The sequence below is a fragment of the Streptomyces sp. NPDC052064 genome, from assembly GCF_055585925.1.
The window spans coordinates 115,917-140,770 of record NZ_JBVJJE010000006.1 but is presented as its reverse complement, the minus strand read 5'-3'; the positions used below and the strand labels follow the sequence as shown (position 1 = coordinate 140,770).

Here is a 24,854-nt window from a genome sequence, read left to right as displayed (position 1 = left end):
TCGGCTTTACATGGTTATGAACCGGACATCATGATCCCTCTCCGAGGCCCTGATGCACAGAGAGATGGAACACTGGTCCCCGTGAGCACCACCGGATCGAGGCGCCCCGCCCAGGTCAGCGCCGCCCGCCGCCGCACCGTCATCGACGCCTTGCGCCGTGGCGCCGTACCCGAGAGCGGGCTGGACCTGCTCGCCACCGGGCTGGACCGTTTCGAGACGGCTCTGGACGCGGAACTGGACGCCGTCGCGTCCGGTGGGTCCGTGTTCAAGGCGGTGCGCGGTGAGTACGGGTCCGGCAAGACGTTCTTCACCCGGTGGCTGGGGGAGCGGGCCAAGCGGCGCAACTTCGCCGTGGCCGAGATCCAGATCTCCGAGAACGAGACTCCGCTGCACAAGCTGGAGACCGTCTACCGGCGGCTCACCGAACGGCTCACCACGCCCAGCTTCCCGCCCAGCGCGCTGCGACCGGTCGTGGACGCCTGGTTCTACGCGCTGGAGGAGGACGCCCTCGCTGCAGGCGCGACCGAGGAGGAACTGCCAGAAGAGGTCGAGAAGCTCCTCGTCGCCCGTCTCATCGAGGTGTCCCGGCATGCGCCGTCCTTCGCCACCGCACTGCGCGGCTACCGGACGGCACTCGCCGAGGGAGACGAGGCCACCGCCGCCGCGGTGCTCGCCTGGCTGGGCGGCCAGCCGCACGTGGCCGCCGCCGCACGCCGGTCCGCTGGGGTACGCGGCGACCTCGACCACTTCGGCGCGCTCGGCTTCCTACAGGGCCTGCTCACCGTGCTCCGCGACTCCGGGCACACCGGCCTCTTCGTCGTCCTCGACGAGGTGGAAACCCTGCAGCGGGTCCGGTCGGACGCCCGCGACAAGGCGTTGAACGCGCTGCGGCAGCTCATCGACGAGGTCCACTCAGGGCGCTTCCCGGGCCTTTACCTGGTGATCACCGGCACGCCGGCCTTCTACGACGGCCAGCAGGGCGTTCAGCGCCTCGCCCCGCTCGCCCAGCGGCTCGCCACCGACTTCACCACCGACCCGCGCTTCGACAACCCCCGCGCCGTGCAGATCCGGCTGCCCGGCTTCAGCCAGGAGTCCCTGGTCGGCCTCGGCATCACCATCCGCGACCTGTACGCGGACGCCGCTGAGGCGCCCGAGCGCGTAAAGAGGGTCGTCGACGACGCCTACGTCGCCGATCTCGCGCGGGCCGTCGGCGGGGCGTTGGGCGGAAAGGTCGGTGTGGCACCCCGGCTTTTCCTGAAGAAGCTCGTCGGTGATGTCCTGGACCGCGTGGACCAGTTCGACGACTTCGATCCCCGGCAGCACTACCGGCTGACGGTGGCGAGCAGCGAACTCACCGACGTCGAGAGAAACCTGGCCGCCTCGGTCACCGGCGGTCCCGCCTCGGCCGACGACTTCGACCTGGAGCTGTGATGGCGCAGGACGGCAACCAAGTCGGCGACACCGCGAACGGCGACAGCCCGGCCGACGTACTGGACCGGCTCGATCCCGTCGTCCTGCACCACATCGTCAACACCCTCGGCTGGCCCGACCTGCGTCCCCTCCAACGGGCGGCGATCACGACGCTCATGGGCGGCGAGGACGCCGTACTGCTCGCCCCCACGGCGGGCGGCAAGACCGAGGCGGCCTGCTTCCCCCTGCTGTCGGCCATGACCGAACAGAAGTGGACCGGCACCTCGGTGCTGTACCTGTGCCCGCTCAAGGCGCTTCTCAACAACCTCGTCGGCCGCGTCGACACGTACGCGCAGTGGCTGGGGCGGCGTGCCGCGCTCTGGCACGGCGACACCAAGGAATCCCAGCGGCAGCGCATCCGCACTGAGGCGCCGGACGTCCTGCTCACCACGCCCGAGTCGCTCGAGGCGATGCTGATCGGCGTCAAGACCGATCACGCCCGGCTACTGGGCGGCGTACGGGCCGTCGTCGTCGACGAGGTGCACGCCTTCGCGGGCGACGACCGGGGGTGGCACCTGCTGGCCGTACTCGAACGACTGGAGCGTGTCACCGGCCGTCCCATCCAGCGGATCGGACTCTCAGCGACCGTCGGCAACCCCGATCAGTTGCTGCACTGGTTGCAGGGCGCGGGCGCCGGAAACCGCATCGGACAGGTCGTCGCCCCTGGAGTGCAACTGCCGCCCGCTCCCGGCACAGCCGGACACGACGGCACGGCTCCGACCGACCAACTCCCCAAGCGCGCAGGAGAGGTGGAGCTCGACTACGTGGGCTCCCTGGACAACGCCGCCAAACTCATCGAGGCCCTGCACCGGGGAGAGAAACGGCTCGTCTTCTGCGACTCGCGGGCCCAGGTCGAACAACTGGGCGCTGCGCTCCGGGCCCGCGAGGTGACCGTCTTCCTGTCCCACGCCTCCCTCTCCGTCGACGAACGCACCCGCTCCGAACAGGCCTTTGCCGAAGCGCGCGACTGCGTCATCGTCTCCACTTCCACCCTCGAACTCGGCATCGACGTCGGTGACCTGGACCGTGTCATCCAGATCGACTCACCGGCCTCCGTCGCCTCCTTCCTGCAGCGCATCGGCCGCACCGGCCGACGCCCCGGCACCGTACGCAACTGCCTGTTCCTCACCACCCGCAAGGACACACTCCTGCAGGCGGCCGGCCTGCTGCTGCTGTGGTCGCGCGGCTGGGTCGAACCGGTCCTCCCGCCGCCCGAGCCGCGCCACCTCGTCGCCCAGCAGCTCCTCGCCGTCACCCTTCAACAGCACAAGCTCGGCGACCAGTTGTGGGACCGGCAGTGGAACGGACTCGCCCCCTTCGACCGCTCCGCCGCCCCCATCCTGCGCCACCTCACCGAGGAGGGCTTCCTCGACGACGACGGCGGCTTGCTGTTCGTCGGCCCCGAGGCCGAACGCCGTTTCGGCAGGCGGCACTTCATCGAACTCACCGCGTCCTTCACCGCACCACCCCAGTTCACGGTGCTGTCCGGACGCATGGAGATCGGCCGCACCGACCCGAGCGTGCTCACCGAGGAACGCCCAGGGCCCCGACGCCTGCTGCTCGGCGGACGCAGTTGGCAGGTCACCTACATCGACTGGCTGCGCAAACGCGTCTTCGTCGAACCCGCAGACGGCGGCGGCATCGCCAAGTGGATGAACGGCGGCATCGCCGGGCTGTCCTACGCCCTCACCCGCGCCATGCGCGAGGTGCTGCTCGGTGCGGATCCGCCCGTTTCGCTCACCCGGCGCGCCGAGGCATGCCTGGCCGAACAGCGCGAGAGCGACGCCCCCGACACCGTGCACCCGGGCGGCACACTGATCACGCGCGTCGGCAGCGACGTGCGCTGGTGGACCTGGGCCGGCTACCGCGCCAACGCCACCCTCGGGGCAACTCTGCGGTCGGTCACGGACCCTCTGCAACGCCCCACCGACTGCTGGCTGCGCCTGCGCGAAGACCTCACCCCGGCCGACTGGCGCGCGGCTCGCGAGAGTGTCGGCGAGAGCTTGGTGCTACCCGATGTGGACCACCGGGCCGTACGCGGACTGAAGTTCTCTGCCGCTCTCCCGGAACGTCTCGCAGTCGCCACGGTCGCGGCCCGTCTGGCCGACTTCGAGAGTGCTCGCGCGGTGTTGTCCGAGCCTGTGCGTCTGGTCGGCTGAAGCTGCCTCTTGCCGGGCATCGCGATGCAGCAGACTCATCCTCACGGCCTTCGTGCTGGACGTGTGTTCCTTGGTCGGAGCACATGTTCAAACGAAGGCCGCTTCTGCGTACGGCAGTTACCGGACCGAGTGATCAAGTTCTACGCACCATTCGACGCCGAAGGTTAAAGATCAAGTTAGTGCTGCAGCAGTATTTTGGTGTCTGTCCTGGGACGATGCCGGGCGGCTGGAGTTGTAGCGGGACGGTAGCTGATCAGTGGCGGTCTGGCAGCGGCGGGGCAGCCTCCTCACGTGATCACCGAGCATGCTGCCGAGCAGTGGGACCTCGAACTGGACGACCTCTTCGTGCTTCTCCTGCCCGGGGGGCAGGGCGCTCGCCTGACCTCCCGGGCTTCTGCCGCCGCTACTTCGTCTTGCGGTTCGCGGAGAAGGCAGGCTCTACCCCCAGCACTTCGATCATCTCTTCCATTTCGCGGACCTTCCGGCGCAGTTGCACCAGTTCCTCGCGCTCGGCCACGGTCAGCGCGCCCGCCGGCTCTTGGCCTCGCTCCGCCGCCAGCTCCTCCGCGATCGCCGCCGCGAACGCGTCCACGTCGCCCTCGGTGGTGTCGAAGGAGGTCATCCAGCGGACCTCGCCGGCCTGCTCGTCCCAGGTGTAGAAGCGGAAACGCTTCTGGAGACGCTCGGTGACGGCCGGCGGCAGGACGGCGAAGATCTGATTGGCCTGCACCGGGCGGGGGATCTCCAGGCCCGGCAGTTGGCGCACCGCCTCGTACAGCCGCTGGGTCATCGCGTTGGAGCGGGCCGCCGAGCGCAGCCAGAGGTCGCCGCCCAGCAGCGCCTCGAACTGCACCGACATGAAACGCATCTTGGAGCCCAGCTGCATGCTCGTCTTGCGCGGGTGGGCCATGCCGCGCACCGCGTCCTCGTTGAGCACGATCACCGCCTCGCCGAAGAGCAGCGTTCTTGGTGCCGCCGAGCGAGAGGACGTCCACGCCGGCGTCGGTGGTCATCTCGCGCAGGGACACGCCGAGGGTGGCGGCGGCGTTGGCGAGCCGGGCGCCGTCCAGGTAGACGAGCATGCCGAGGCCGTGCGCGTGGTCGCAGATCGCACGGATCTCGTCCGGCGTGTAGCAGGTGCCGAGCTCGGTGGACTGGGCGATCGAGACGACCCTGGGCCGGGCCCGGTGCTCGTCCTCGAAGCCCCATGCCTGACGGTCGACCAGCTCAGGGGTGAGCTTGCCGTCCCATGCGGGCACCGTCAGGAGTTTGATCCCGGCGACCTTCTCGGGTGCCCCGCCCTCGTCGACGTTGATGTGGGGACTCGCCCCGGCGGGCCGGCAGGGCGAGTACCAGGCGGTGTTCTCCCGACACCAGCAGCGCGGGCGCGTCGGTGCTGGTGACGATCCAAGCGGCAGACCGACCGTCAGCAGCGGGTGGTACAGCTCCAGAGCGCCGCACACCAGCGCGACCGCCACATAGCGCACGTCCCGCAGCGCGGCGCTGCGCAGCACCCCGCCCGGCGCCTCGGCGGCGGCGGCCCGGGGCCCGGCGCCCGCGGGCAGCCGCATCCCGAGCAGCACGGCGATGGAGAACAACTGGAGGGCGGCGTTGGCGAGGACCGTGGCGTACAGGGCGGTCGAGGTGCCGGCCGCGATGGCGGCTCCGGCCAGCGCGGCGCCGCCGAGGAAGCCCAGGTTGAACAGGTCCCGGTGGGCCGGGGTCCTGGCGAGGAAGGCCGCCGCGCGAGGCTCTCCGGTGCCGCCGAGGCGCTGCCAGACGAGTTCGGCGAGGTCCGGCATCACCGGGAACGCGAGCAGGGACAGGCCCTTGAGCCACCAGTAGGCGCCGTCTTCGGCCGCGTGGGCGACCGCGTCGTCGGCGCACCAGCGGTCGAGGGCCGCGACCGCGCGCAGGGTCGAGACACGGGCGCCGTCGAGCGCCGCGGACTGCTCGGCGAGCAGGGATTCCAGGAGGTCGGCGACGGCCGGGGCGGGCGCCTGCGGCGGCCCCTCGGGCAGCCGGCTCCAGGCGGCGTCGATCCGCTTGCCGAGGCCGTCGGCGAGCGTGGCGTTCGCGGTCTGAAGGAAGTCCGCCGTCTCGAAGCTCGCCGCTCCGGACTCCAGATCGGCCCCGGCGAGGTAGTACCGGACGGTGTCCACGCCGATGGCGGGCGACGCGGCGATGTCAGCCGCCCAGATGGCGTGCCGGGCGCTGGTGGAGAACTTCCGCCCGGCCAGCCGGTAGAAGTTGTTGATCAGGCACCGGTCGTACGGCTTCATGTCGCCGTGCAGCAGGCTGGTGCCGACGATCGAGACCAGGGTGGGGATCACGTTGTCGATCCCCAGGGTGGTGATGGTGGTGACCCCGGAGTCCGGATCGAAGGCGTTCACGCCGGTGCCGGAGAGCCGGCCGTGGACGGCGCCGGCGAGGCGGGCGAACATGAAGATCCCGGCGTACGGGAAGAGGGCGCGCGGCACGTCCGGCTCGGGTCCGGGCAGCGGAACCCCTCACGTCTGCGGGGCGCTCAGCCGTACGGTCAGGCCGCCGCGCTCAACGAAGCGCGCCACGGTCGCCCGGTAGCGGTCGGCGACGCCCAGATCCACGAGCGTGGCGTCCAGGACGTCGCGGTCCGGCAGCCGCAGGAAGAGGCTGGAGATCTCCCGCCAGGTCAGCGGCCCCTCGTCGAGCAGGGGGCGCGGCTCGACGACCGACTCGGGCAGGAAGTGCGCACTGCACTCCTCGCAGAAGTAACTGGCGATGCCCGCACCGCACTCGGGGCAGCGGCCCCGGAGCCAGCCGCCCACCACCCAGCGGTCCGACGCCCCGCAATAGGGCACGCGCTCGGTGCGCGTCACCACCGCGCCCCGGGCCGTCAGCCGCTCGATCGAAGCGGCGACCTCCTGCTCGAACTGCTCTCGCCAGGGCTGCTCATCGGGGACGATGAACGCGTCGACGCCGATGCGCAGGGCCGCCAAGTCGTCCTGGATGCGCTGTCCGTAGCGGGCGGCTACCTCGCCGGGCGTGGAGTCCTCGGCGTGCGCCTTGAGCGCCACGTACGACTCGTACACATCGCTGCCGGTGATCACCAACGGAAGGTCGCCCCGGACCCGCAGATGCCGCGCGATCATGTCCGACCACAGGAAGGGGCCGCCGACGTGGCCCAGGTGCAGGGGGCCGTTGGGAGTGGCCTCGGGCGGCACCAGGAGGTAGTGCCGGGGGGTGGGCCCCCGGTCAGCAGGCTCATGTCCGCGGTCTCCCGTCGAGCAGGTTCAGTGCGTCCTCGGCCATGGCCGGGGCGAGTCGATAGCCGGAGCCGGAGCCGCCGATGGCCATGACCACGTCGTCTCCGCCGACCGTGTCCACGACCGGCAGACGGCCGGGGGTGAAGCAGTCGCTGAAGACCCGGCCGCCGGGCAGGTGCGGCAGGAATCCCGGAACGTGCCGGGCGAGCAGGGCCCGGGCGAGTTCCCGGTCGCGGGCGTCGATGGCGAGCGGTTCGTCGGGGCCGCGGTCCCAGTCGGGCGAGGTGATGCTGAAGATCCAGTGGCCGCCGGGGCAGTGGGGCAGCAGGAAGGCGTCGGCGTCCTCCAGGGCGAGTGCCGGGGCGCCCGGCGGGGGCGGCGTCATGATGTGGAACGCCACCACCTTCTTGACCCGGGCCCCGCACGCGCGGGCCGCCGACGCCACCGGGCCGTCGAGGACCCAGGGGCCTGGCGCGAGGACCGCCCTGGCGGCGGTGATCCGGCTGCCGTCGGCGGCGACCAGTTCGACGCGCCCGCCCGTACGGCGTACTTCGGTGACCCGGAAGCCCTCCAGGAGGGTGTTGTCCAGGCGGCCGAGGACCTCGTCGAGAAGCCGGTCGGTGAGCCATGGGGGCTGACCCACCGTCATGGGAGCGGTAGCCAGGAGGACTTGGGGGTCCGCTCGCTGGCCGCAGGTATCGCCCACTACTGTCGTCGGCCCCGTGCGCGGCTGAGGCGGCCACCGGGCAAGCCGGGTGGCCGCCCTGCGTCACAGGGGGCGCAGCACCTCCAGACCGATCGCGGGCGCGGCCTTGTCGAGGTCGGCCAGGCACCCTTCGCGGGTGTCGCCGACGACGGTGACCAGGGCGTAGCGGCCGGCGACATGGCCGTGCGGCGGCAGCCGCAGCTCCTGGCCGGGGAGGGCGGCCGCCAGGGCGGAGTCCACCCCGGGGGGCAGCGCCGCGCGGTCGATCGACACGTGGCGGGCGATGCAGTCCGCCTCCGGATAGTGGAAGCGGACGGCCGCCACGCGGTGCCGGTCGGGGCTGATGTCGGGCTCGTCGCCGCAGGCCACGCGGGCGGCGACGAGCGCGGCGTCGACACCGAGGGCGAGCCGGCCGATGTCCGGGATTCGGTCGCCGCCGATCCGGGCGTTGATCTCCACGACCTTGGGGCCGGCGGCGGTCAGCCGCAGTTCGGTGTGGGTCCACCCGGTGGTGAAGCCGACGGCCCGGTGTGCACCGGCCACCACGTCCCGTACGCGCGGGTCGTCCATCAGCGGGTCGCGGCCGTCGACGAGGTGGCCGACCTCCTCGAAGTACGGCGGGTAGCCGCAGTCCTTGCGGGCCACGAAGGCCAGCGACATCCGGCCCTCGTACCAGGCCGCGTCGACACTGATCTCGGGGCCGTCGAGGTACTCCTCCACCAGGACGTCCCCGGGGGCCACCTCCACGGCGCCGGGCGCGGTCGCCGCGCGGGCCAGCCGGAACCGGCCGGCCAGCAGGTGGGCGGACTCCACCTTCACCACGCCCGTACTGGCGTTCAGCGCCCGGGGTTTGAGCACCAGCGGGTAGCCCACCCGCGCGGCGGCGGCGCGGGCCTGCGGGAGCGAGGTGACGGGCACCGACTCGGCCTGCGGCACCCCCGCGGCACGGAGCGCCTCGCGGGTGGCCCGCTTGTCGCGGCACCGCAGCACGGCCTCGGGCGGGCTGCCCGGCAGGCCGAGCAGCCGGGCCAGTTCGGCGGTCTGCACGACCCGGGTGTCGTCCCAGGTGATGACCCCGGCGCAGCCCAGGCCCCGGGCGGCGGCCGCCAGCGCGGCCGGGTCGGCGGTGTCGAGGACGGTGTGCCCGGTGAGGTACGGCGCCTCCCAGGTGGGCGCGCGGTCGGCGAGCAGGTGGACGTCGTACTCTCCGGCCACCGAGCGCAGCAGGTACTCCCGATAGATCTGCGAGCCGGCGCCGACGAGGGCGAGTGTTCTCCTCATGCGCGTGCCTCCGCCTCGGCGAGGTGGGCGGCCAGGGTGCGTACCGTGCGGTGCAGGTAGAGCTGCGGCAGGGGGAAGACGGGCATCCGGGCCTCGCGGAGCGCGGCCAGCAGCCGTACGGCGAGCAACGAGTTGCCGCCGAGGGTGAAGAAGTCGTCGTCCGGTCCGACGCGGAACCCGAAGACCTTCTCCCACACGCCGCGCAGCCGGGTCTCCAGGTCGCCGGCCTCCTCGTCCGCAGCGGCCGGTGTGCTCCGCACGCCGGCGAGGGGCTCCGGCAGCCGGGACGTGTCGATCTTGCCGTTGGGGGTGAGTGGGAGGGCGGGCAGCGCGGTGACCGTCGACGGGACCATGTGCTCGGGCAGGAACCGTGCCGCGTGGCGCCGCACCTCCTCGGTTCCGGCCGAGGGCGCGGCGCCGTCGGGGCCCGGGCCCCCGTCCCCGCCGCGGAGCACCACATAGGCGTCCAGCCGCGCGCCGGCCGCGTCGCCCGGCTTCTGCCGCAGCACCACGGCGGCCGCCGCGACACCGGGCGCGTCCAGCAGCCGGGCGCGGATCTCGTCCAGCTCGATGCGGAAGCCGCGCAGCTTCACCTGGTTGTCGAGGCGCCCCAGGTGCTCCAGTCTGCCGTCTGGCAGGAGTCGGCCCCGGTCGCCGCTGCGGTACATGGGGCCGGGGGCGTACGGGTCGGGGACGAAGCGCTGCGCGGTGAGTTTGGGCCGGTTCAGGTACTGGCCGGCCACTCCGGCCCCGCCGACGTGGATCTCGCCGGCGACGCCCGGGGGCAGCTCGCGGCCCTCGGGGTCGAGGACGTAGAGGTGCCAGCCGGGCAGCGGGTGCCCGACGGACCTCGAACCGGTCAGCGCCTCGCGGCGGGTGACGGTCTGGGCGGTGACGTGCACGGTGGTCTCGGTGATGCCGAACATGTTGACCAGCCGGCACCGCGACGCCGGGTGCCGGTCCAGCCAGGACAGCAGCGGGCGGGTGTCCAGCGGTTCGCCGCCGAAGACGACCAGGCGCACCGAGTCGGTCACCGGTTCGGCCCGGTCGGCCTCCATCAGCTGGGCGAACGCGCTCGGGGTCTGGCTGAGGACGGTCACCCGTTCCTCGCCCAGCAGCCGGGCGAACCGCTCCGGGTCCCGGGACGCCCAGTAGGGCACGACGACGAGCCGGCCGCCGGTCGTCAGGCAGCCCCAGATCTCCCAGACGGAGAAGTCGAAGGCACTGGAGTGGAAGAGGGTCCACACGTCCCGGCCGCCGAGCCCGAAGTCCGCGCGGGTGGCGTCCATGAGGGCCGCCACGTTGCGGTGCGGGACGACGACGCCCTTGGGGCGGCCGGTGGAGCCGGAGGTGTAGATCACGTAGGCGGCGGCGTCGGCGGAGAGCGGTCCGGGCGCCGGCGCCTGCTCGTCCGGGTCCGCAGCGGCGAGGGCGCCGGGGTGGACCGTCCGCACGCCCTCCGCGGCGGGAAACGCGTCGGACTCGGTGACGACCAGGGACAGTTCCGCGTCCTCGGTCATGTACGCCAGCCGGTCGGCCGGGTAGGCGGGGTCCATCGGGACGTACGCCGCGCCCGTCTTGAGCACCCCGAGCAGGATCACCACGAGGTCGGCCGTGCGGTCCAGGCAGACGCCCACCCGGTCCGCCGGTGCGACGCCGAGCGTCCGCAGCGCGCCGGCGATCCGCTCAGCCCGCTCGTCGAGCTGACGGTAGGTCAGTTCCTCACCCTCGAAGGTGAGGGCCGTCGCGTCCGGGGTCCGTTCGGCCCAGGACCGCACGGTCCGCTCGATGCGTTCGCCGGCCGCCTCGGGCGCGGCGGGTGCGTGTCCCAGGCCGCCCAGGACGGCCAGGCGCTGCCGCTGTTCGTCGTCGAAGAGCGGGACGTCGGCCAGCGGCGTGTCCGGCCGTGCGGTGACCAGCGCCCGGTGGGCGGTGACCAGCATGCCGGTGAGCCACTCGACGGCGGAGTCGCCGAAGGCGGAGCGCCGGTGGTGGCACACACCGGACAGGACGGTGGAGCCGTCGTCCGCCACGTGCACCGACAGCGGGTGGAGCGGGGCGAGGAACGGCCGGTCCTCGATGACCTCGGCCTTGAGGCCCTCGCCGGTGAGCACCTCGGCGGGCTCGGTGACGTACAGGCCGGCTGCGGGGGCGCGGGACGGCACCGGTTCGGCGTGGCGTACCCGCTCCAGGTACTCCCCGACCGTGGCGGTGGGGTCGGCGGTGAACGTGATGCTGCGCCCGGGGCCGGTGCCCAGTTCGACGTCGGGGCCGCCGGCACAGCGCGCCAGGACCAGCCCGAGCGCCGCCGCGGCGGTGACGGCCGCCGGGGCGTCGCCGTGGACCGGCAGGGTGAAGGAGCGGCTGCCCGCGCCGGCCGCGCCGGGTTCGCCGAGGCCCCAGTCGGGGGCCGGCGCCCGGCCGAGCCGGGCCACCTGCTCGCCGAGCCGCCCGGCGGCGTCGTGCGGCGCGGTGACCGGGGCGGTGGGCCGGGCGGCCGGGTCCAGCAGGGCGCGGGCCAGTTCGTACGGTTCCGCCGGCACCGCCCGGTGGGCGACGACGACGAGGTCGGCGCCCCCGTCGGCGTACCGCAGCAGGACCGCCCGCAGGCCGGGTCCCGTGGCCGGGTCGGTGGGGCGGGTCAGCTCGCGTTCCCGAGCGTGGGCCGCGGCGGGGGACTCCGCCCCGTCGGGCACGTCCTCGACCCACAGGCGGGCGCCGGCGGTGCCGGTGAGCAGCGCCAGGTCGCGGCCCAGCCGTTCGGGGTCGGCGCCGGTGTGGACGCGCAGGGCGACGGCGCGGCACAGCCGCCCGGCGGCGGAGGGATCGTGGAGGTGGTCGTCGGTCATCGGCTGGTGAACCCTCCGTCCACGGTGACCGTCGAGCCGGTCACCTGTCGGGACTCGTCGGACGCGAGCCAGAGCGCGGCTCCCGCCACGTCGTCCGGCTCGATGAGCCGGTTCATCGGCTGGGCGGCCACGAAGGTCTGCTCGTGCTCCTCGACGGGGACGTCGAGGGACCGGGCGATCTCGCTGAGCATCCGGCTCTCGGCCGCCTCGTCGTCGCGCACCGAGCCGGGGCACAGGGCGTTCACCCGGACCCCGAACGGCGCGAGGTCCAGGGCGGCGGCCTTGGTGAGGCCGACCAGCGCGTGCTTGGCGGTGACGTACCCGGCGAAGTGGCGGTAGCCGACGAGGCCGGCGGTCGAGGCGACGTTGACGATGCTGCCCGAGCGCTGCCGGGTCATGGCGCTGCCGACGGCCCGGATCATCCGCCAGGCGCCGGAGACGTCGACGTCGAGCATCAGGTCCCACTCGTCGGGCGTGATGTCGTGCACGGTCTTGCCCGAGGGGGCGGCGATCCCGGCGTTGTTGAGCAGGACGTCGATCCTGCCGAACCTGTCGAGGGCCGCGTCCACCACGGCGCGCACGTCCTCGGTGTCGCGGACGTCGGCGGGCACGGTGACGACGGACCCGGCGCCCTGCTCGCGGCAGAGGAGCGCGGTGTGGGCCAGCTGGTCGGCCGTGCCCAGCGGGTAGGGCACCCCGGGCAGGTCGCGGCCGATGTCGGTGAGGAGCAGGTCGGCGCCGGCCCGGGCATACGCCACCGCGCACGCCCGGCCGATCCCGCGTGCGGCGCCGGTGACCAGGGCGGTCCTCCCGGCGAGCCGGCCGGGCGGGCGCCCGGCCGGTGCGGTCGGCACGTCGTGTGCCGTCGGGGCGGGTGCGGTCACCGTCGCACCGCCAGTCCGGCCAGCTCGGCGTCGAGCAGGCGCATCAGGCCGTCGGGCGACTCCACCACGTACATGTGCCCGCCGGGCAGTTCGGCGTGGTGGTACGCGGCCGTGGTGGCCGCCCCCCACTCCTCCGCCTCGTCGCGGGAGACGAGTTCGTCGTGGTCGCCCCGCACGGAGACGACCGGGACGGGGAGGGGCTTGCCGGAGGGCGCCCGGTAGTTCTCGTGCATCTCCACGTCGGCGCGGAGCGGCGGCAGGAGCATCTCGCGCAGGTCGGGGTGCTCCAGTGCCGGGTGGGTGTACCCGGCGAACTCCCGCACCTGCGCCAGGAACGCCTCGTCGGTAAGGCCGGTGGCCCTGGTCCGGCGCTGTGTCCAGGGGCCGGGCGAGCCGCTGACGATGAGCTTGACCACCTCGGGCCGGCCCAGGGCGCACAGCCGGTGGGCCATCTCGTAGGCGAGGACGGCGCCGAGGCTGTGGCCGAACAGGGCGACGGCGGGGCTGCCGGCGATCCGGTCGAGCACGGACGGCAGCAGGTCGTCGACGGCGGCGACGACGTCGGTGTGCAGCGGCTCGCCGAAGCGCTCCTCACGGCCCGGGAGCTGGACGGGGGTGATGAGGACGGTGTCGCTGCCGTACTCCTGGCAGCGGCGGTACACCGAGGCGCCGGCGCCGGCGAACGGGAAGCACAGGACGGGTATCTGCGGCATGTCAGCCCTCCATCTCGGTCGTGGTGGCCCACGCCCGCTCGATCAGTTCGCCGGTGCCGGCGGGGTTTCCTCGTACGAAGTAGTGGCCGCCGCACGCCAGCCGCTGGAAGCGCACGTCCTCGGCGAGCAGCTCCCAGGAGCGGTGGGCCTCGGCGGCGTGGGTGAGGCCCTGGTCGTCGTCGGCGACGACGACCGTGAACGGCGCTTCGATGCGCCGCCCGGACGGCTGCTCGGTGCGCCCGATGAAGTAGCGGTAGCCGCCGCACACGTCGTGGCGGAACGAGTCGCCGAGGAAGGAGATGTAGCGGTGGTCGAGGCCGTCCAGTTCGCTGTAGCCGGTCTCCTCGACCATGTACGTGATGATCTCCTCGTCGTTCCAGCCGTCGATCATGGCGATGGACTCGCGCATGTCGGAGGCGGGCGGCAGCAGCTTGGACCCGATGAAGACGTGCCGGAGGTCGAAGCCGCGCTCCTCCAGGACGCGGGCCAGTTCGACGGTCACGGCGGCGCCGCCGCAGTGGCCCCAGAGGATCAGCGGCAGGTCGGCGCGCTGCTCGATCTCGTCGACGATCCGCACCACGGTTTCGGCGACGTCGGTGAACTCGCCCCGCCGCTCGGGGCTGTGGCCCGGCTGTTCGACGCCGTACACGACGAGGTCGGGGGTGAGCTTCTCGATCGCCTCGGCGAGCGGTTTGAAGTTCACCGGGTGGCCGCAGGGGTACGGGACGCAGATCACCGCTCCGAGGGCGTCCTCGCCCGGGGCGCTGGTCAGCCGCTGGAGCAGCTCGCCGTCCTCCTGGCCGGCGCCCTCCTCGCGCGCGGAGCGCTCGTCCACCAGGGCGGCCAGTTCACCGAGGCGTGAGATGCGGGTGAGGTCGGAGAGGGTGACCAGTCCGTCGAGTTCCAGCACGACGCGGAGCGCCGACAGGGAGTTGCCGCCGAGGGCGAAGAAGTCGCCGTCGCGGGCGATGGCGGAGGGCGGGGTGCCGAGGACGTTCGCCCAGGCCTCCCGGATGCGGGTGACCGTGGCCTCGGACGCGCTGCCGGCGGTGGTGGTGGCCGGGTCCGTCGCCCGGGTGGCGGACCCGGGCGTGCGGCCCAGCAGGGCCAGGTCCTCGTCCGCGAGCAGGGCGTGGGCGTCGTGCGGCGCGTCGGGCTCCGCGGCCATCAGCTCCAGCACCCGCACGAAGTAGCCGCCGATGCGGTCGATCTGCGCCTCGTCGTACAGGTGGGTGTGGAAGTGCAGGCAGAGCTGGAGCTCGTCGTCGAAGAAGTGCCGGGAGAACTCGGTGCGGAACGGGAACTCCGTCTCGGAGTCGACCCGCATGTCCAGCATGGAGAACTCCGGCAGCTTCTTCAGGTTCTGGAGCAGGTAGAAGTGGGTGAAGTTGAACGTTGTGCTGAACAGGACGCGCTGGGTGGCGAGGTCCTGCTTCATCCGGGCCATGGGGTAGCGCCGGTGCGGCAGCAGGTCGACCTCGGCGCGGTACACGCGGCGGATCAGGTCGGCCCAGGTCCCGCCGGCCAGGTCGACCTGGAAGGGCACGGTGTTGAGGTGCAGGCCGAGGGTGGTCTCCGCGCCCGGCAGCTCGGGCCGGCCGCTGTGCTCGTAACCGGTCATCACGGTGTCCTGGCCGGACACCAGGGCGAGGACCTTCATGTGGGCGGCGAGCAGCACGTCCTTGAAGGGCACCGACAGGGCGTCGGCGGTGGCCTCGATGCGCTGGGTGAGCCCGCTCGGCAGGGGCACGTCCCGCAGGACGACGCGGAAGTCGTCGGTGGGCTCGGCACCGGGCCGGGGCGGCACGTCGACGGGGTGCGGGTCCTGCAGCATCTTCAGCCAGAAGTCCCGGGACTGCGGGGAGCGCAGTGCCTCGGTCTCCAGGCCGACGAAGTTGCGCAGGTGGTTGTCGACGGGCGGGCGGGAGGTGTGGCGGCCTTCGCGCAGCTGGTGGTACAGCTCGAACAGCTGGGTGTGCAGCAGTGAGATGGACCAGCCGTCGAGTGCCGAGTTGTGCTGGCTGACGGTGTAGCGGAACAGGTCGTCGCCGAGCACCTGGACGTGCAGGGTGACCAGCCCGCCCTCCTCCCACACGAAGCGGCGGGCCTTCTCCGCGGCCAGCCACTCCTGGTGCCAGGCCTCCTGCCCGGCGGCGTCGAGGTGGCGCAGGTCGGCGACGGTCAGCGGCGGGTCGACCTCCCGGTGCACGATCTGGAGGAACTCGCTGTAGCCGGTGAGGTGGTAGGTGGTGCGCAGGATCGGGTGGCGCGCCGTGAGGAGGCGTACGGCCTCGGTGAAGGCCTCGGTGTCGAAGGTGCCGGTGATCGAGTAGCTCAGCACGTCGTGGTACTGGCCGAGGCCGCCGGTGATCTCGGTCTGGAAGATCAGACCGGCCTGGAGCATGGAGAGCGGGTAGGCGTCCTCGGCGTCCTCCGGGAGCAGGGCTCGGTCGGCGTCGCCGATCAGCTCGAAGGGCCGGAACGCGCCGCGGGCCGCGACGTCCGCCTCGGCCGTCGCGGACTCGTCCGCGTCCTCGATGCAGCGGGCGAGCCGGGCGATGGTCTGGTGTTTGAAGAGCTGCTGGAAGGTGAACTCCAGGCCCACCTCGCGGGCCTTGGCGAGGACCGGCACGAAGTGGATCGAGTTCCCGCCGAGGGCGAAGAAGTTGTCGTTGACGCCGATCCGGTCGCGTCCGAGCACCTCGCGCCAGATCTCGGCGAGGGTCTTCTCGTGCTCGGTGCGCGGGGCGACGTGGCCGGCGGGCTTCGGGCGCAGCGCGTTGGGGCTGCGCAGGGCCGCGCGGTCCAGCTTGCCGTTGGGGGTGAGCGGCAGTTCGTCGAGGGCGAGGATGCGGCCGGGCACCATGTAGGCGGGCAGCGCCTCGCGCAGGTGGTCCTTGAGCGCGCTCTCGGCCGGTGCTTCCCCGGCCGGGACGACGAAGCCCCGCAGGGAGGCGGTCAGTCCGTCGTCCACGGCGACCACCGCGGCGTCCCGGACGTCCGGGTGGGCCCGCAGCCGTTCCTCGATCTCGCCCGGTTCGACGCGGAAGCCGCGGACCTTGACCTGGAGGTCGACGCGCCCGAGGTAGTCGAGGGTGCCGTCGGGCAGCCACCGGGCGCGGTCGCCGGTGCGGTAGAGGCGCTCCTCGCCGACCGCGGCGCCGCCGGTGAACCTCTCGGCGGTCAGCTCCGGTCTGTCGAGGTAGCCGCGGGCCAGGCCGACGCCGGCCACGTGGAGTTCACCGGGCACGCCCACGGGGCAGGGGTGGCCCTGGTCGTCGAGGACGTGCATCCGGATGTTGTCGATCGGCCGGCCGATGGGCAGCCGGGCGCGGCGGGCCGCCCCGTCGAGGCCGGTGACGGGCTGGTGGGTGACGTCGACGGTCGCCTCGGTGGGACCGTAGAGGTTGATCAGGCGGGCCTCGGGGAGCAGTTCGGCGAAGTGCGCGGCCTGGGCGGGGGTGAGGGCCTCGCCGCTGGCGAAGACCTGCCGTACCGTCCGGGCCCGGGTGGCGTCGCCGAACCGGTCGAGGTGGCCGAGGAACATGCTGAGCATCGACGGCACGAAGTGCAGGGTCGTCACGGAGTGCCGGTCGAGCGCGGCGAGCAGCTCGGCGGGGTCCTTCTCGGCGCCGGGCGCGGGCAGGGCGAGGGCGGCGCCGGCAAGGGGCCACCAGAACAGCTCCCAGACGGAGACGTCGAAGGAGACGGAGGTCTTCTGCAGGATGACGTCGCCGGCCGCGAGGGGGTAGGCGTTCTGCATCCAGGCGAGCCGGTTGACGGCGCTGCGGTGCTCCACCTGCACGCCCTTGGGGCGGCCGGTCGAGCCGGAGGTGTAGATGACGTACGCGACATCGCCAGTGCCGCCCGTGGGGCCGGCCGGGCCGTCGGCGTACGCGGCGGCGTCCTCGAGGTCGAGCGCCGGGGTGTCGCCGAGCAGTGCGGCGAACCGGGCCTGGGTGAGCGCGAGGCGCGCCCCGCTGTCGGCGAGGAGGAAGTCGATGCGGGCCTGCGGGTAGGAGGGGTCGACGGGCAGGTAGGCGCCGCCCGCCTTCAGCACGGCGAGCAGGCCCGTCATCATCTCGGGCGAGCGCTCCGCGACCAGGGCGACGACGGTGCCGGCGCCGACGCCGCGTCCGCGCAGGGTGTGCGCGAGCCGGTCGGAGCGGGCGTCGAGTTCGCCGTACGTCACGGTGCCGGCGTCGGTGAGGAGCGCGGGGGCGTCGGGGGTGCGGGCGGCCTGCGCGGTGAACAGGCCGTGCAGGGTGGCGTCGCGGTCGAAGGGCCGCTCGGTGGCGTTGCTCGCCGCGATGATCGCCGCGTCCTCGTCCGTCCACAGCGGCAGGTCGGTGACCTGCCGGTCGGGTTCCGAGGTGGCGAGGTCCAGCAGCAGGGCGTAGTGGCCGGCGATGCGGTGGACGGAGTCCTCGCCGAGGCGGTCGGTGTCGTACGTGACGGTGACGACGAGTCCGTCGTCCTCGCGGGAGACGGTGAAGCGGGTGGCGGCGGGGGTGGCGTACCCGGCGTCGTGGAAGCCGGTCAGCTCGATGGCGGTGTCGAAGGCGTCGGCGCGGCCCAGTTCGGCGGCGAGGGCGGCGACGTCGCAGTCCTGGTGGCGCTCGGCCTCCTTGACGGCGGCGGCGACCCGGGCGAGGAGTTCGCGCAGGGTGCCGGTGGGGGCGGTGCGCAGCAGGAGCGGTCCGCCGGCGTGGCCGGGGGCGGCGCCGCGGGCGGGCTGGGCGACGACGACGTCCTCCTGGCCGGTGCAGCGGCCGACGAGGGCGATCAGGGCGGCGGTCAGGACGATGTGCAGTTGCTCCGGCCGGTCGCGGCTGACGCGGTCGAGGCGGGCGGTCAGTTCGGGTCCGAGGCGTACCGCGTGGGTGGCGGTGGGCACCCGCTCCCGGTCCGCCGGCGGGCGGAAGTCGGACAGGAAGCCGGAGGTCTCCGTGAGCGCGGCCAGCTGGGATCGCCAGTGGGCGGCCTGTGCGGAGGGTGCTGCCTCGGGGTGGTGCGACGGCATAGGTGTCTCCTGGATCGAGCTGCGAGTGAGTGCGTGACGGGCTGTGCGTGTGCGTGGTGCCGTGTGCAGTCAGAGATCGAAGTCGAGGTCGAAGCCGGAGGGGGCGGGCAGGAGTGCGCCCAGGGAAGTGGTCGGGTCGGTGGTCACCGTGTCGAGCACCGAGGTGAAGGTGTCGCGCCAGGTCTCGACCGTGTCGCGGCGCAGCAGACCGGCCGCGTACTGCCAGGCGACGTCCAGGCCGCCGGGGGTCTCGTGGATCTGCATGTTGAGGTCGAACACGGCCTGTCCGGTCTGTTCCAGGCGCAGCGGTACGCGGGTGCCCTGGAAGTCGACGGAGAGGTAGCGGGCGCTGTGCAGCGCGAGGAGCGCGTCGAACAGCGGGGTGCGGCTGTAGTCGCGTCCGGGGGCCGTCCGGGCCACGACCTCCTCGAACGGGAAGTCCTGGTGCGCGGCGGCCTCCTGGGCGGCCTCGCCGGTACGCCGCAGGAAGGCGTCGTACGGCAGGGCGGGGTCGGCGTCGAGGCGCAGGATGACGGTGTTGGCGAACATGCCCACGGTGCGGTGCAGTCCGGGGACGGTGCGGCCGGACACCGGGGTGCCGATCGTGATGTCGGCCGTGCCCTTGAGCCCGGCCAGCAGCAGGGCGTACGCCGACGCCAGCACGGCGAACGGTGTGACGTCGTGCGCGCGTGCCACGGCGCGGATCCGGTCGGTCCGTTCGCGGCCGAGGCCGAAGGCGAGGACGTCGCCGTCGAGTTCGCGCAGCGGCGGGCGGGGCCGGTCGGTGGGGAGGTCCGCCGGGTCGACCGGTTTGGCGAACACCTCCTCCCAGTGGAGGGCCTGCGCCTCGCGGGCCGCGGTGGCGTCGCGTCCCCGGAGCCACACCGCGTAGTCCCGGTACCTGCGGGCGGGCGGGGTGGGTTCGCCGCCCGCGTACAGCAGCGCCAGGTCCTCCATGAGCGGGGTCAGGGAGAAGCCGTCCACGATGATGTGGTGCAGGTCCATCCGCAGCCGGACACCCTCGCCGGCCCGGTGCACCTCGGCGCGCCACAGCGGTGCCCGCGCCAGGTCGAAGGGGCGGACGAACGCGCCGGGCGGGGTGGCGTCGCGCGGGTCGTCGACGACCTGTACCGAGGGTTCGGCGTGGTCCTCGACGCACTGGCGGACCTCGCCGCCCTCGATGGTGAAGCGGGTGCGCAGCGCCTCGTGGTACTCCGGGAGCCGCCGCAGGGCGTCCGCGAGGCGCGCCGGGTCGGTGCCGGCGGGCAGGTCGAGGGTGACGGGCACGTTGTAGTGCACCGCCCGCTCGTCCTTGATCTGCTCCAGGTAGACCTGTCGCTGCTGCGGGGTCACCGGGTAGGTGTCGGCGTCGGGCGCGGCCGGGATGCGTGCCGCGGCGGTGGCGGTGGAGTCCCGCAGCAGGGCGGCGAGACGGGCGGGCGTACCGCTGCGCAGGACCGCGCCCGCCGGGCAGTGGCGGCCCAGCCGTTCCTGCGCGCCGGCGGCGATCAGGGTGGCGGTGAGCGAGTCGGCGCCCAGGTCGCGCAGGTCGTGGCCGGTGCCGATGCCGGTCAGGCCGAGTGCCGCCTCGGCCAGTTCGACGAGCGTGCGCTCGATGTTGTCGGCGGGCGCGGTGTACGGGGTCGCGGCGAGCAGGGGTGAGCCGTCGGGGTCGGGAAGCCGGCCCCGGTCCACCTTGCCGGTGTGGGTGAGCGGCAGCCGCTCCAGGGGCACCAGGTGGGTCGGGACCATGTGGCCGGGCAGGGTGCGGGCGAGGTGGTCGCGCAGTTCCTCCGGCCCGGGCGGCCGGGGGCCGGCGTAGTAGCCGCACAGCCGCAGGTCGCCGCGGCCCGGCATGGGCCGTGCCGTCACGACGGCCTCGGCGACCCGGGGGTGGCCGAGCATGGCCTTCTCGACCTCGACGGGTTCGATGCGGAACCCGCGGATCTTGACCTGGTGGTCGCGGCGCCCGAGGAAGTCGATGACTCCGTCGGGCCGCAGACGCGCCAGGTCGCCGCTCCGGTACATCCGGCCGCCGGGGACGAAGGGGTCCTCGGTGAACCGCTCGGCGGTGAGGTCCGGCCGGCCCAGGTAGCCGAGCGTGACGCCCGCCCCGCCCAGGCACAGTTCCCCCGGTACGCCGACGGGGCACAGGCGTCCCGCCTCGTCGAGGACGTACGCGGTGGAGTTGGCGATCGGCCGGCCGATGGGAATGCGGCGGCCGTCCAGGTCGTCGCGGGTGACGCGGTGGGTGAGGGAGAACGTGGTGTTCTCCGTCGGCCCGTACCCATTCACCACGGTCAGTTCCGGGCACGCGTCGAGGGCTTTCGCCACGTGCGGGGAGGAAAGCGCGTCACCGCCGACGACGAGTTCCCTCAGGGGGCGGAACGCTTTCGCGTCCTGCTCCACCAGCTGGTTGAAGAGCGGGGAGGTCAGCCACATGGTGGTGATCCGCCGCGTGCTCAGTTCCCGGCCCAATTCCCGGGCGTTGAGAATGACGTCCCGGTCGGCCATGTGGAGACTTCCGCCATTCAGCAGCGGTCCCCATATCTCGAAGGTGCTCGCGTCGAAGGCGACCGAACCGGTGGGCAGCATTCTGGTGTCCGGCCCGAACGGTACGTATTCCGTTCCTTTGACCAGCCGGACCACGTTGCGGTGCGTGACCTGGACGCCTTTCGGCGTGCCCGTGGTGCCGGAGGTGTAGCAGATGTACGCCAGGTCTCCGGCGGACGCGGGGTCGGCCGGTGGCCCTGCCCCGGTGTCCTGGAGCCCGGTGGTGGCGGCCGGGAGGGGCGCGGCGGCGTGCTCGTGGTCCCGGACGTCCACGGTCAGGACCGTGCCGTCGAAGGGCGGGGCCGCCGGGAGGCCGGGGCCGGTGACCAGCACCCGCACCGAGGAGTCGGCCAGCAGCCAGCCGGTGCGCTCGGCCGGGTGGTCGGGCTCCAGCGCGACGTAGGCCGCTCCGGCGCGGAGGATGCCCAGCGCCGCGACGACCAGTTCCGGGCCGTGCGCCGCGCGGAGTCCCACCCGGTCGCCGGTGCGCACCCCGCAGGTGCGCAGCGCGGCCGCCAGGTCCGCCGACCGCCGGTCGAGCTCGTGGTAGTCCATCCGACCGTTGGCCCAGGTGACGGCGGTGGCCTCCGGGGTGCGCCGGGCCTGCTCGGCGAAGAGCCCGTGGACCGTGGCCGTGTCCGGCCAGTCGACGGCCGTGTCGTTGAGGGTGCCGAGGATCAGCGCCTGCTCGCTCTCCGCGAGGAGGTCCGCCTCGCCGACGGTGGCGTCGGGCCGGCGGGCGAGGAACTCCCGTACGCGCAGCAGGTGCTCGGCGAAACGTTTCATCGTGGCCGGTTCGAACAGGGAGGAGCGGTACGCCAGGCGGGCCTTGTCCCCGTCACGGATCAGGAGCAGCTCGCACGCCTCGCCGGGCGCCGTCGCGGCTCCCGTCCCCGTCGCCGCCGTCGGGGCGCCGGGGGCCGTGTGGTCCGCGTACCGCACGGGTGTGCCGGCCGAGGGCCCGGCGGGCTGCGGCGCGGCGCACCCGGCCAGCAGTGCGTCGACCGGTCCGGCCGAGTCCACGGTCAGCGCCAGGGCTCCGCGGTCGGTGTCGACGAGGAGCCGGCGGCGGCCGGTGTACCGGTGCAGCAGCACGGCGTACGCGGCGAGGAGGAGGGCGCCCTCCTCCTCGCCGGCATTGTGGCGCGGCAGGGGCGGCAGGGGCGGCAGGTCGACGGTGAGGGTGCGGAAGGGCGCCGTGCCGCTGTCGAGGGCGCGCGGGTGGTCGGTGACGAGCAGGACGGGTTCGCCGGCGTCAGGAGCCGGAAGGGACGGTGTCGTTCTTGGTCTGCTGGTCATCGGCCGCGGTCACCCCCAATCTGAACGGGGTACGACGGAAGAGGACGACCGTGAGGATGCCGGGCGCGGCTGCGAGCGCGGCGACGGCGATGATCAGCCCGTGGTAGTGGCTGTCGGTGAGCAGGAAGCCGCCCAGCGCGGAACCGGCGGGCAGGGCGCCCGCCATCACCGTGCGCATCAGCGTCATGGCGCGGCCCCGCATCTCGTTGGGTACCCGGGTCATTCGCACCACACCGCCGAGGACGGTCATGGGCGCCGACAGGATGCCGTTGAGCGCCAGCCCGAGCAGGATCCAGGGCAGCGCGGTCGGGATGAGGAAGAACAGGACGGCGCCGGAGAGCAGTTGGAAGACACCGATGCGGAGCATCTGCTTCTCGGAGGTCTGTACGGCGCCGGAGACCAGCGAGCCGATGAGTTCGCCCGCCGCCATCACGGCCAGCATGAGGCCGAGGACCCCGGGCCCGCTGTCGAACTCGAACTTCGCCAGCCACGGCAGCGCGACCACCAGGGCGCCGGCGGAGACATTGAAGGCGCCGAACGAGAGCGTCAGCACCAGCAGGAACCGGTCGCGGACGATGAGCCGGAAGACGGGCGCCCAGCCGGGCCGCTGCGGTGCGTCACCGGTGGTCTCCGCCGGCTCGGGGCGGCCCATCGGGGCCTTGATCCGGCTGATCAGGAAGGCGAAGAGCAGGTAGGTCGCGGCGTCCAGGAGAAGGACGTTGGGGGCGCCGAAGAGGGTGATCAGACCCGCGCCGATGGCCGGGCCAAGGACGTTGGCAGCGCCCATGGCGGTGGCTTCCAGGCCGGAGGCCGCCTGGAGCTTGTCGGCGGGCACCAGTTCGGGCAGCACGGCGGGTGTGCCGGCCAGCGGAATGATCTTGAGGAAGCCGTACACCAGCGCCACGACGTACAGGTGCCAGACATCAAGGGAGTCCGCGAAGGCGAGGAGCGGGATCAGCGCGACGACCACGCCCCGGAACACCGAGTCGTAGATGAAGAGCTTGCGCCGGGAGAACCGGTCGAGAAGCGGGCCCACGACGGCCCCTCCGGCGATCACCGGGAGCGTGAGGCAGACTCCCAGGATTCCCAGCCCGGCGGCGCCGGCCTCCTCCACCGTGATCCAGGCGAGCGCGGCGTAAGTGGCACCGTCGCCGAGCAGGTTGAGCACCAGAGCCGACCAGAGCAACCGGTAGTCACCGATGCGCAGGATGGCCAGATATGCTTTCACGTTCCACACCGTTCAGTAGGCCGAGATGGGCAAGCTAAGCGAGCGGGTGGCATGAAATGCGCCAACGCCGCCGCGGGTGTGCGAATGGGAGAGACGCCAGGGCGTGATGTGTCGGCATGCCCGCGGGCATGCGTCGACGGTCCCGGCGTTCTTACGTATGACCTGTCAGGCGTGCTCGTTTCCGGCTCTCGAGTCCGGAATCCCCCGTGCGAGTGTCCTCAAGAAGTGCCCCCACCCCCCGTACTGCGGCTGCCGGAGCAGCGCGCGATTTCCGCCGATCGTTCTAACAGTTCGTGTGAAACGCGTCAACGACGGTGGAGCCAGGAGGAATGGCCTGTTCTGCAGCTTGAGTTCGGACGGTGGGCGACGTCGCCGAAGAACGGGCCGGACGCGGCTTCGCTCACCCTCCCCCGTCGGCCGGCCTCCGCGGCGGGCGGCCCGGACGGGTTCCTGGACCGGTGTGACGGCCGGATGCACGCCGCTGATCACGGCGCATGGCGGCGGCGGGAGGGTCCACCCCTTCGCCGCGGGGCGCGTACGCCCGGCGTGTGGGGTCCGGGAGGCGATCCGGGAAGCCGGCCGGACGGCTCGCGGGAGGGGCGCGGTGGGCGGTGTGTCCGGCCGGCTGATCGGGTTCCTGACGGATACCCGCGCTTTTCAGTCATGATGACGACACAATTTGCTCGCCTTGCGGCCAGTGAACCGGCGGTTTTCCCGCAGTTCACCCCTCGTGGCGGCCGGCCGACGGCCCGCCGTCACCGCCCGCGCAGCGCCTCGACCCGTCCGGCCGCACGGTCGATCCGGTGGTACTGCTGGGGCGGGACGTACGGCAGCGCTCGACCGCCACCACTTCGCCGCACCCGGCCACAGAACCGCGCTGAGGACGGTTCGGGGGGAGAGAGACGGACTCGCGACGTGGCGGCGCACATGTCGATGGGGTTCCGGCTCTCCCTGCCTGCGGTGCTCGGTGAGTTGGTCAAGGCGCGCGGGAGCCTTCACCGCATGACCGACCGGGTCGCGCGCAGGGATTCGGCCGCCCACCCCACCACCCAGCTCGCCGCCTTCCTCCGGGACAACACCCACCATCCCTGGACACCACCGGTCGGCGGGCTCACGGCGGCACTCGGCCACGACGGGACGGCCTGTTCCCAGCGCGACTGCACCTCGCCGGCCCGGAGTCGGCGGCGGTGACAACGATCCGGCTGACATAGGCGTCGACGGTCGGATTGACCATGCGGACGCATAGGTAGTCAACATCCGGCCCTCGGCGGCAGCACCGTCGGCCGCGAGCACGGGATCCGGCTTGGAATGGTTCTGACGGCTCGCCGTCGGACGGATCGAGCGTCCACGTCCTTGGGAACCGCCCAGTACCGCCGCTGCGCGAAGAGCCCGGCGTTCGCTGCTGCACCGTGTGAGTCCGCCGCGGTTCGGTATCTGTCGTGGC

At 72.9% G+C, this 24,854-nt stretch carries 11 protein-coding genes and 3 pseudogenes; 3 read left to right on the top strand and 11 right to left on the bottom strand.

The annotated features are described in order from the left end of the window. The first annotated feature begins 81 nt into the window (after positions 1-81). A complete protein-coding gene (gene brxD, locus ACZ6TU_RS17865) occupies positions 82-1,431 on the top strand; it encodes a BREX system ATP-binding protein BrxD (RefSeq protein WP_467670946.1) in 1,350 nt (449 codons plus the stop codon). Beyond that, positions 1,431-3,629, top strand: coding sequence for a DEAD/DEAH box helicase (locus ACZ6TU_RS17860; protein WP_467670947.1), 2,199 nt, complete (start codon positions 1,431-1,433; stop codon positions 3,627-3,629). Before brxD ends, ACZ6TU_RS17860 begins: the two co-directional genes overlap by 1 nt. A 403-nt stretch (positions 3,630-4,032) precedes the next feature. Here ACZ6TU_RS17860 and ACZ6TU_RS17855 read toward each other — a convergent pair. The 11 genes and pseudogenes from ACZ6TU_RS17855 to ACZ6TU_RS17805 all read right to left on the bottom strand — a co-directional run. After that, a pseudogene (locus ACZ6TU_RS17855) lies at positions 4,033-4,954 on the bottom strand (threonine aldolase family protein); the annotation flags it as partial. A 732-nt stretch (positions 4,955-5,686) separates the two neighbouring features. After that, a pseudogene (locus tag ACZ6TU_RS17850) lies at positions 5,687-6,073 on the bottom strand (class I tRNA ligase family protein); the annotation flags it as partial. Between the two features lie 66 nt (positions 6,074-6,139). Continuing rightward, on the bottom strand, positions 6,140-6,832 hold the full coding sequence (locus ACZ6TU_RS17845; RefSeq protein WP_469549411.1) for a class I tRNA ligase family protein: 693 nt from the start codon (positions 6,830-6,832) through the stop codon (positions 6,140-6,142). A 40-nt stretch (positions 6,833-6,872) separates the two neighbouring features. Continuing rightward, complete coding sequence (locus ACZ6TU_RS17840; protein ID WP_467670951.1) at positions 6,873-7,523, bottom strand: FAD-dependent oxidoreductase; 651 nt, start codon at positions 7,521-7,523, stop codon at positions 6,873-6,875. Positions 7,524-7,643: 120 nt separating this feature from the next. Further along, positions 7,644-8,861: an ATP-grasp domain-containing protein gene (locus ACZ6TU_RS17835; protein ID WP_469549409.1), complete on the bottom strand. Its 1,218-nt coding sequence runs from the start codon at positions 8,859-8,861 to the stop codon at positions 7,644-7,646. Beyond that, a complete protein-coding gene (locus ACZ6TU_RS17830; protein ID WP_467670955.1) occupies positions 8,858-11,710 on the bottom strand; it encodes an amino acid adenylation domain-containing protein in 2,853 nt (950 codons plus the stop codon). The genes ACZ6TU_RS17835 and ACZ6TU_RS17830 overlap by 4 nt, the downstream gene beginning before the upstream one ends. Further along, complete coding sequence (locus tag ACZ6TU_RS17825; protein ID WP_469549877.1) at positions 11,707-12,564, bottom strand: glucose 1-dehydrogenase; 858 nt, start codon at positions 12,562-12,564, stop codon at positions 11,707-11,709. Before ACZ6TU_RS17825 ends, ACZ6TU_RS17830 begins: the two co-directional genes overlap by 4 nt. A 26-nt stretch (positions 12,565-12,590) precedes the next feature. Continuing rightward, positions 12,591-13,307 (bottom strand): thioesterase II family protein, encoded by a 717-nt coding sequence (locus ACZ6TU_RS17820; protein WP_467670957.1) that lies wholly within the window; start codon positions 13,305-13,307, stop codon positions 12,591-12,593. A 1-nt stretch (position 13,308) separates the two neighbouring features. Further along, entirely contained in the window at positions 13,309-18,330 is a 5,022-nt protein-coding gene (locus tag ACZ6TU_RS17815) for an amino acid adenylation domain-containing protein (RefSeq protein ID WP_469549404.1), read from the bottom strand. Between the two features lie 69 nt (positions 18,331-18,399). Next, positions 18,400-22,182 carry an amino acid adenylation domain-containing protein gene (locus tag ACZ6TU_RS17810; protein WP_469549401.1) on the bottom strand — a complete coding sequence of 1,261 codons (3,783 nt, stop codon included), beginning with the start codon at positions 22,180-22,182 and terminating at the stop codon, positions 18,400-18,402. After that, entirely contained in the window at positions 22,139-23,410 is a 1,272-nt protein-coding gene (locus tag ACZ6TU_RS17805; RefSeq protein ID WP_467670963.1) for an MFS transporter, read from the bottom strand. Before ACZ6TU_RS17805 ends, ACZ6TU_RS17810 begins: the two co-directional genes overlap by 44 nt. Before the next feature lie 903 nt (positions 23,411-24,313). On the opposite strand from ACZ6TU_RS17805, the pseudogene ACZ6TU_RS17800 reads away from it, so the two are divergent. After that, positions 24,314-24,544, top strand: a pseudogene (locus tag ACZ6TU_RS17800) (maleylpyruvate isomerase family mycothiol-dependent enzyme); the annotation flags it as partial. Positions 24,545-24,854 lie beyond the last annotated feature (310 nt).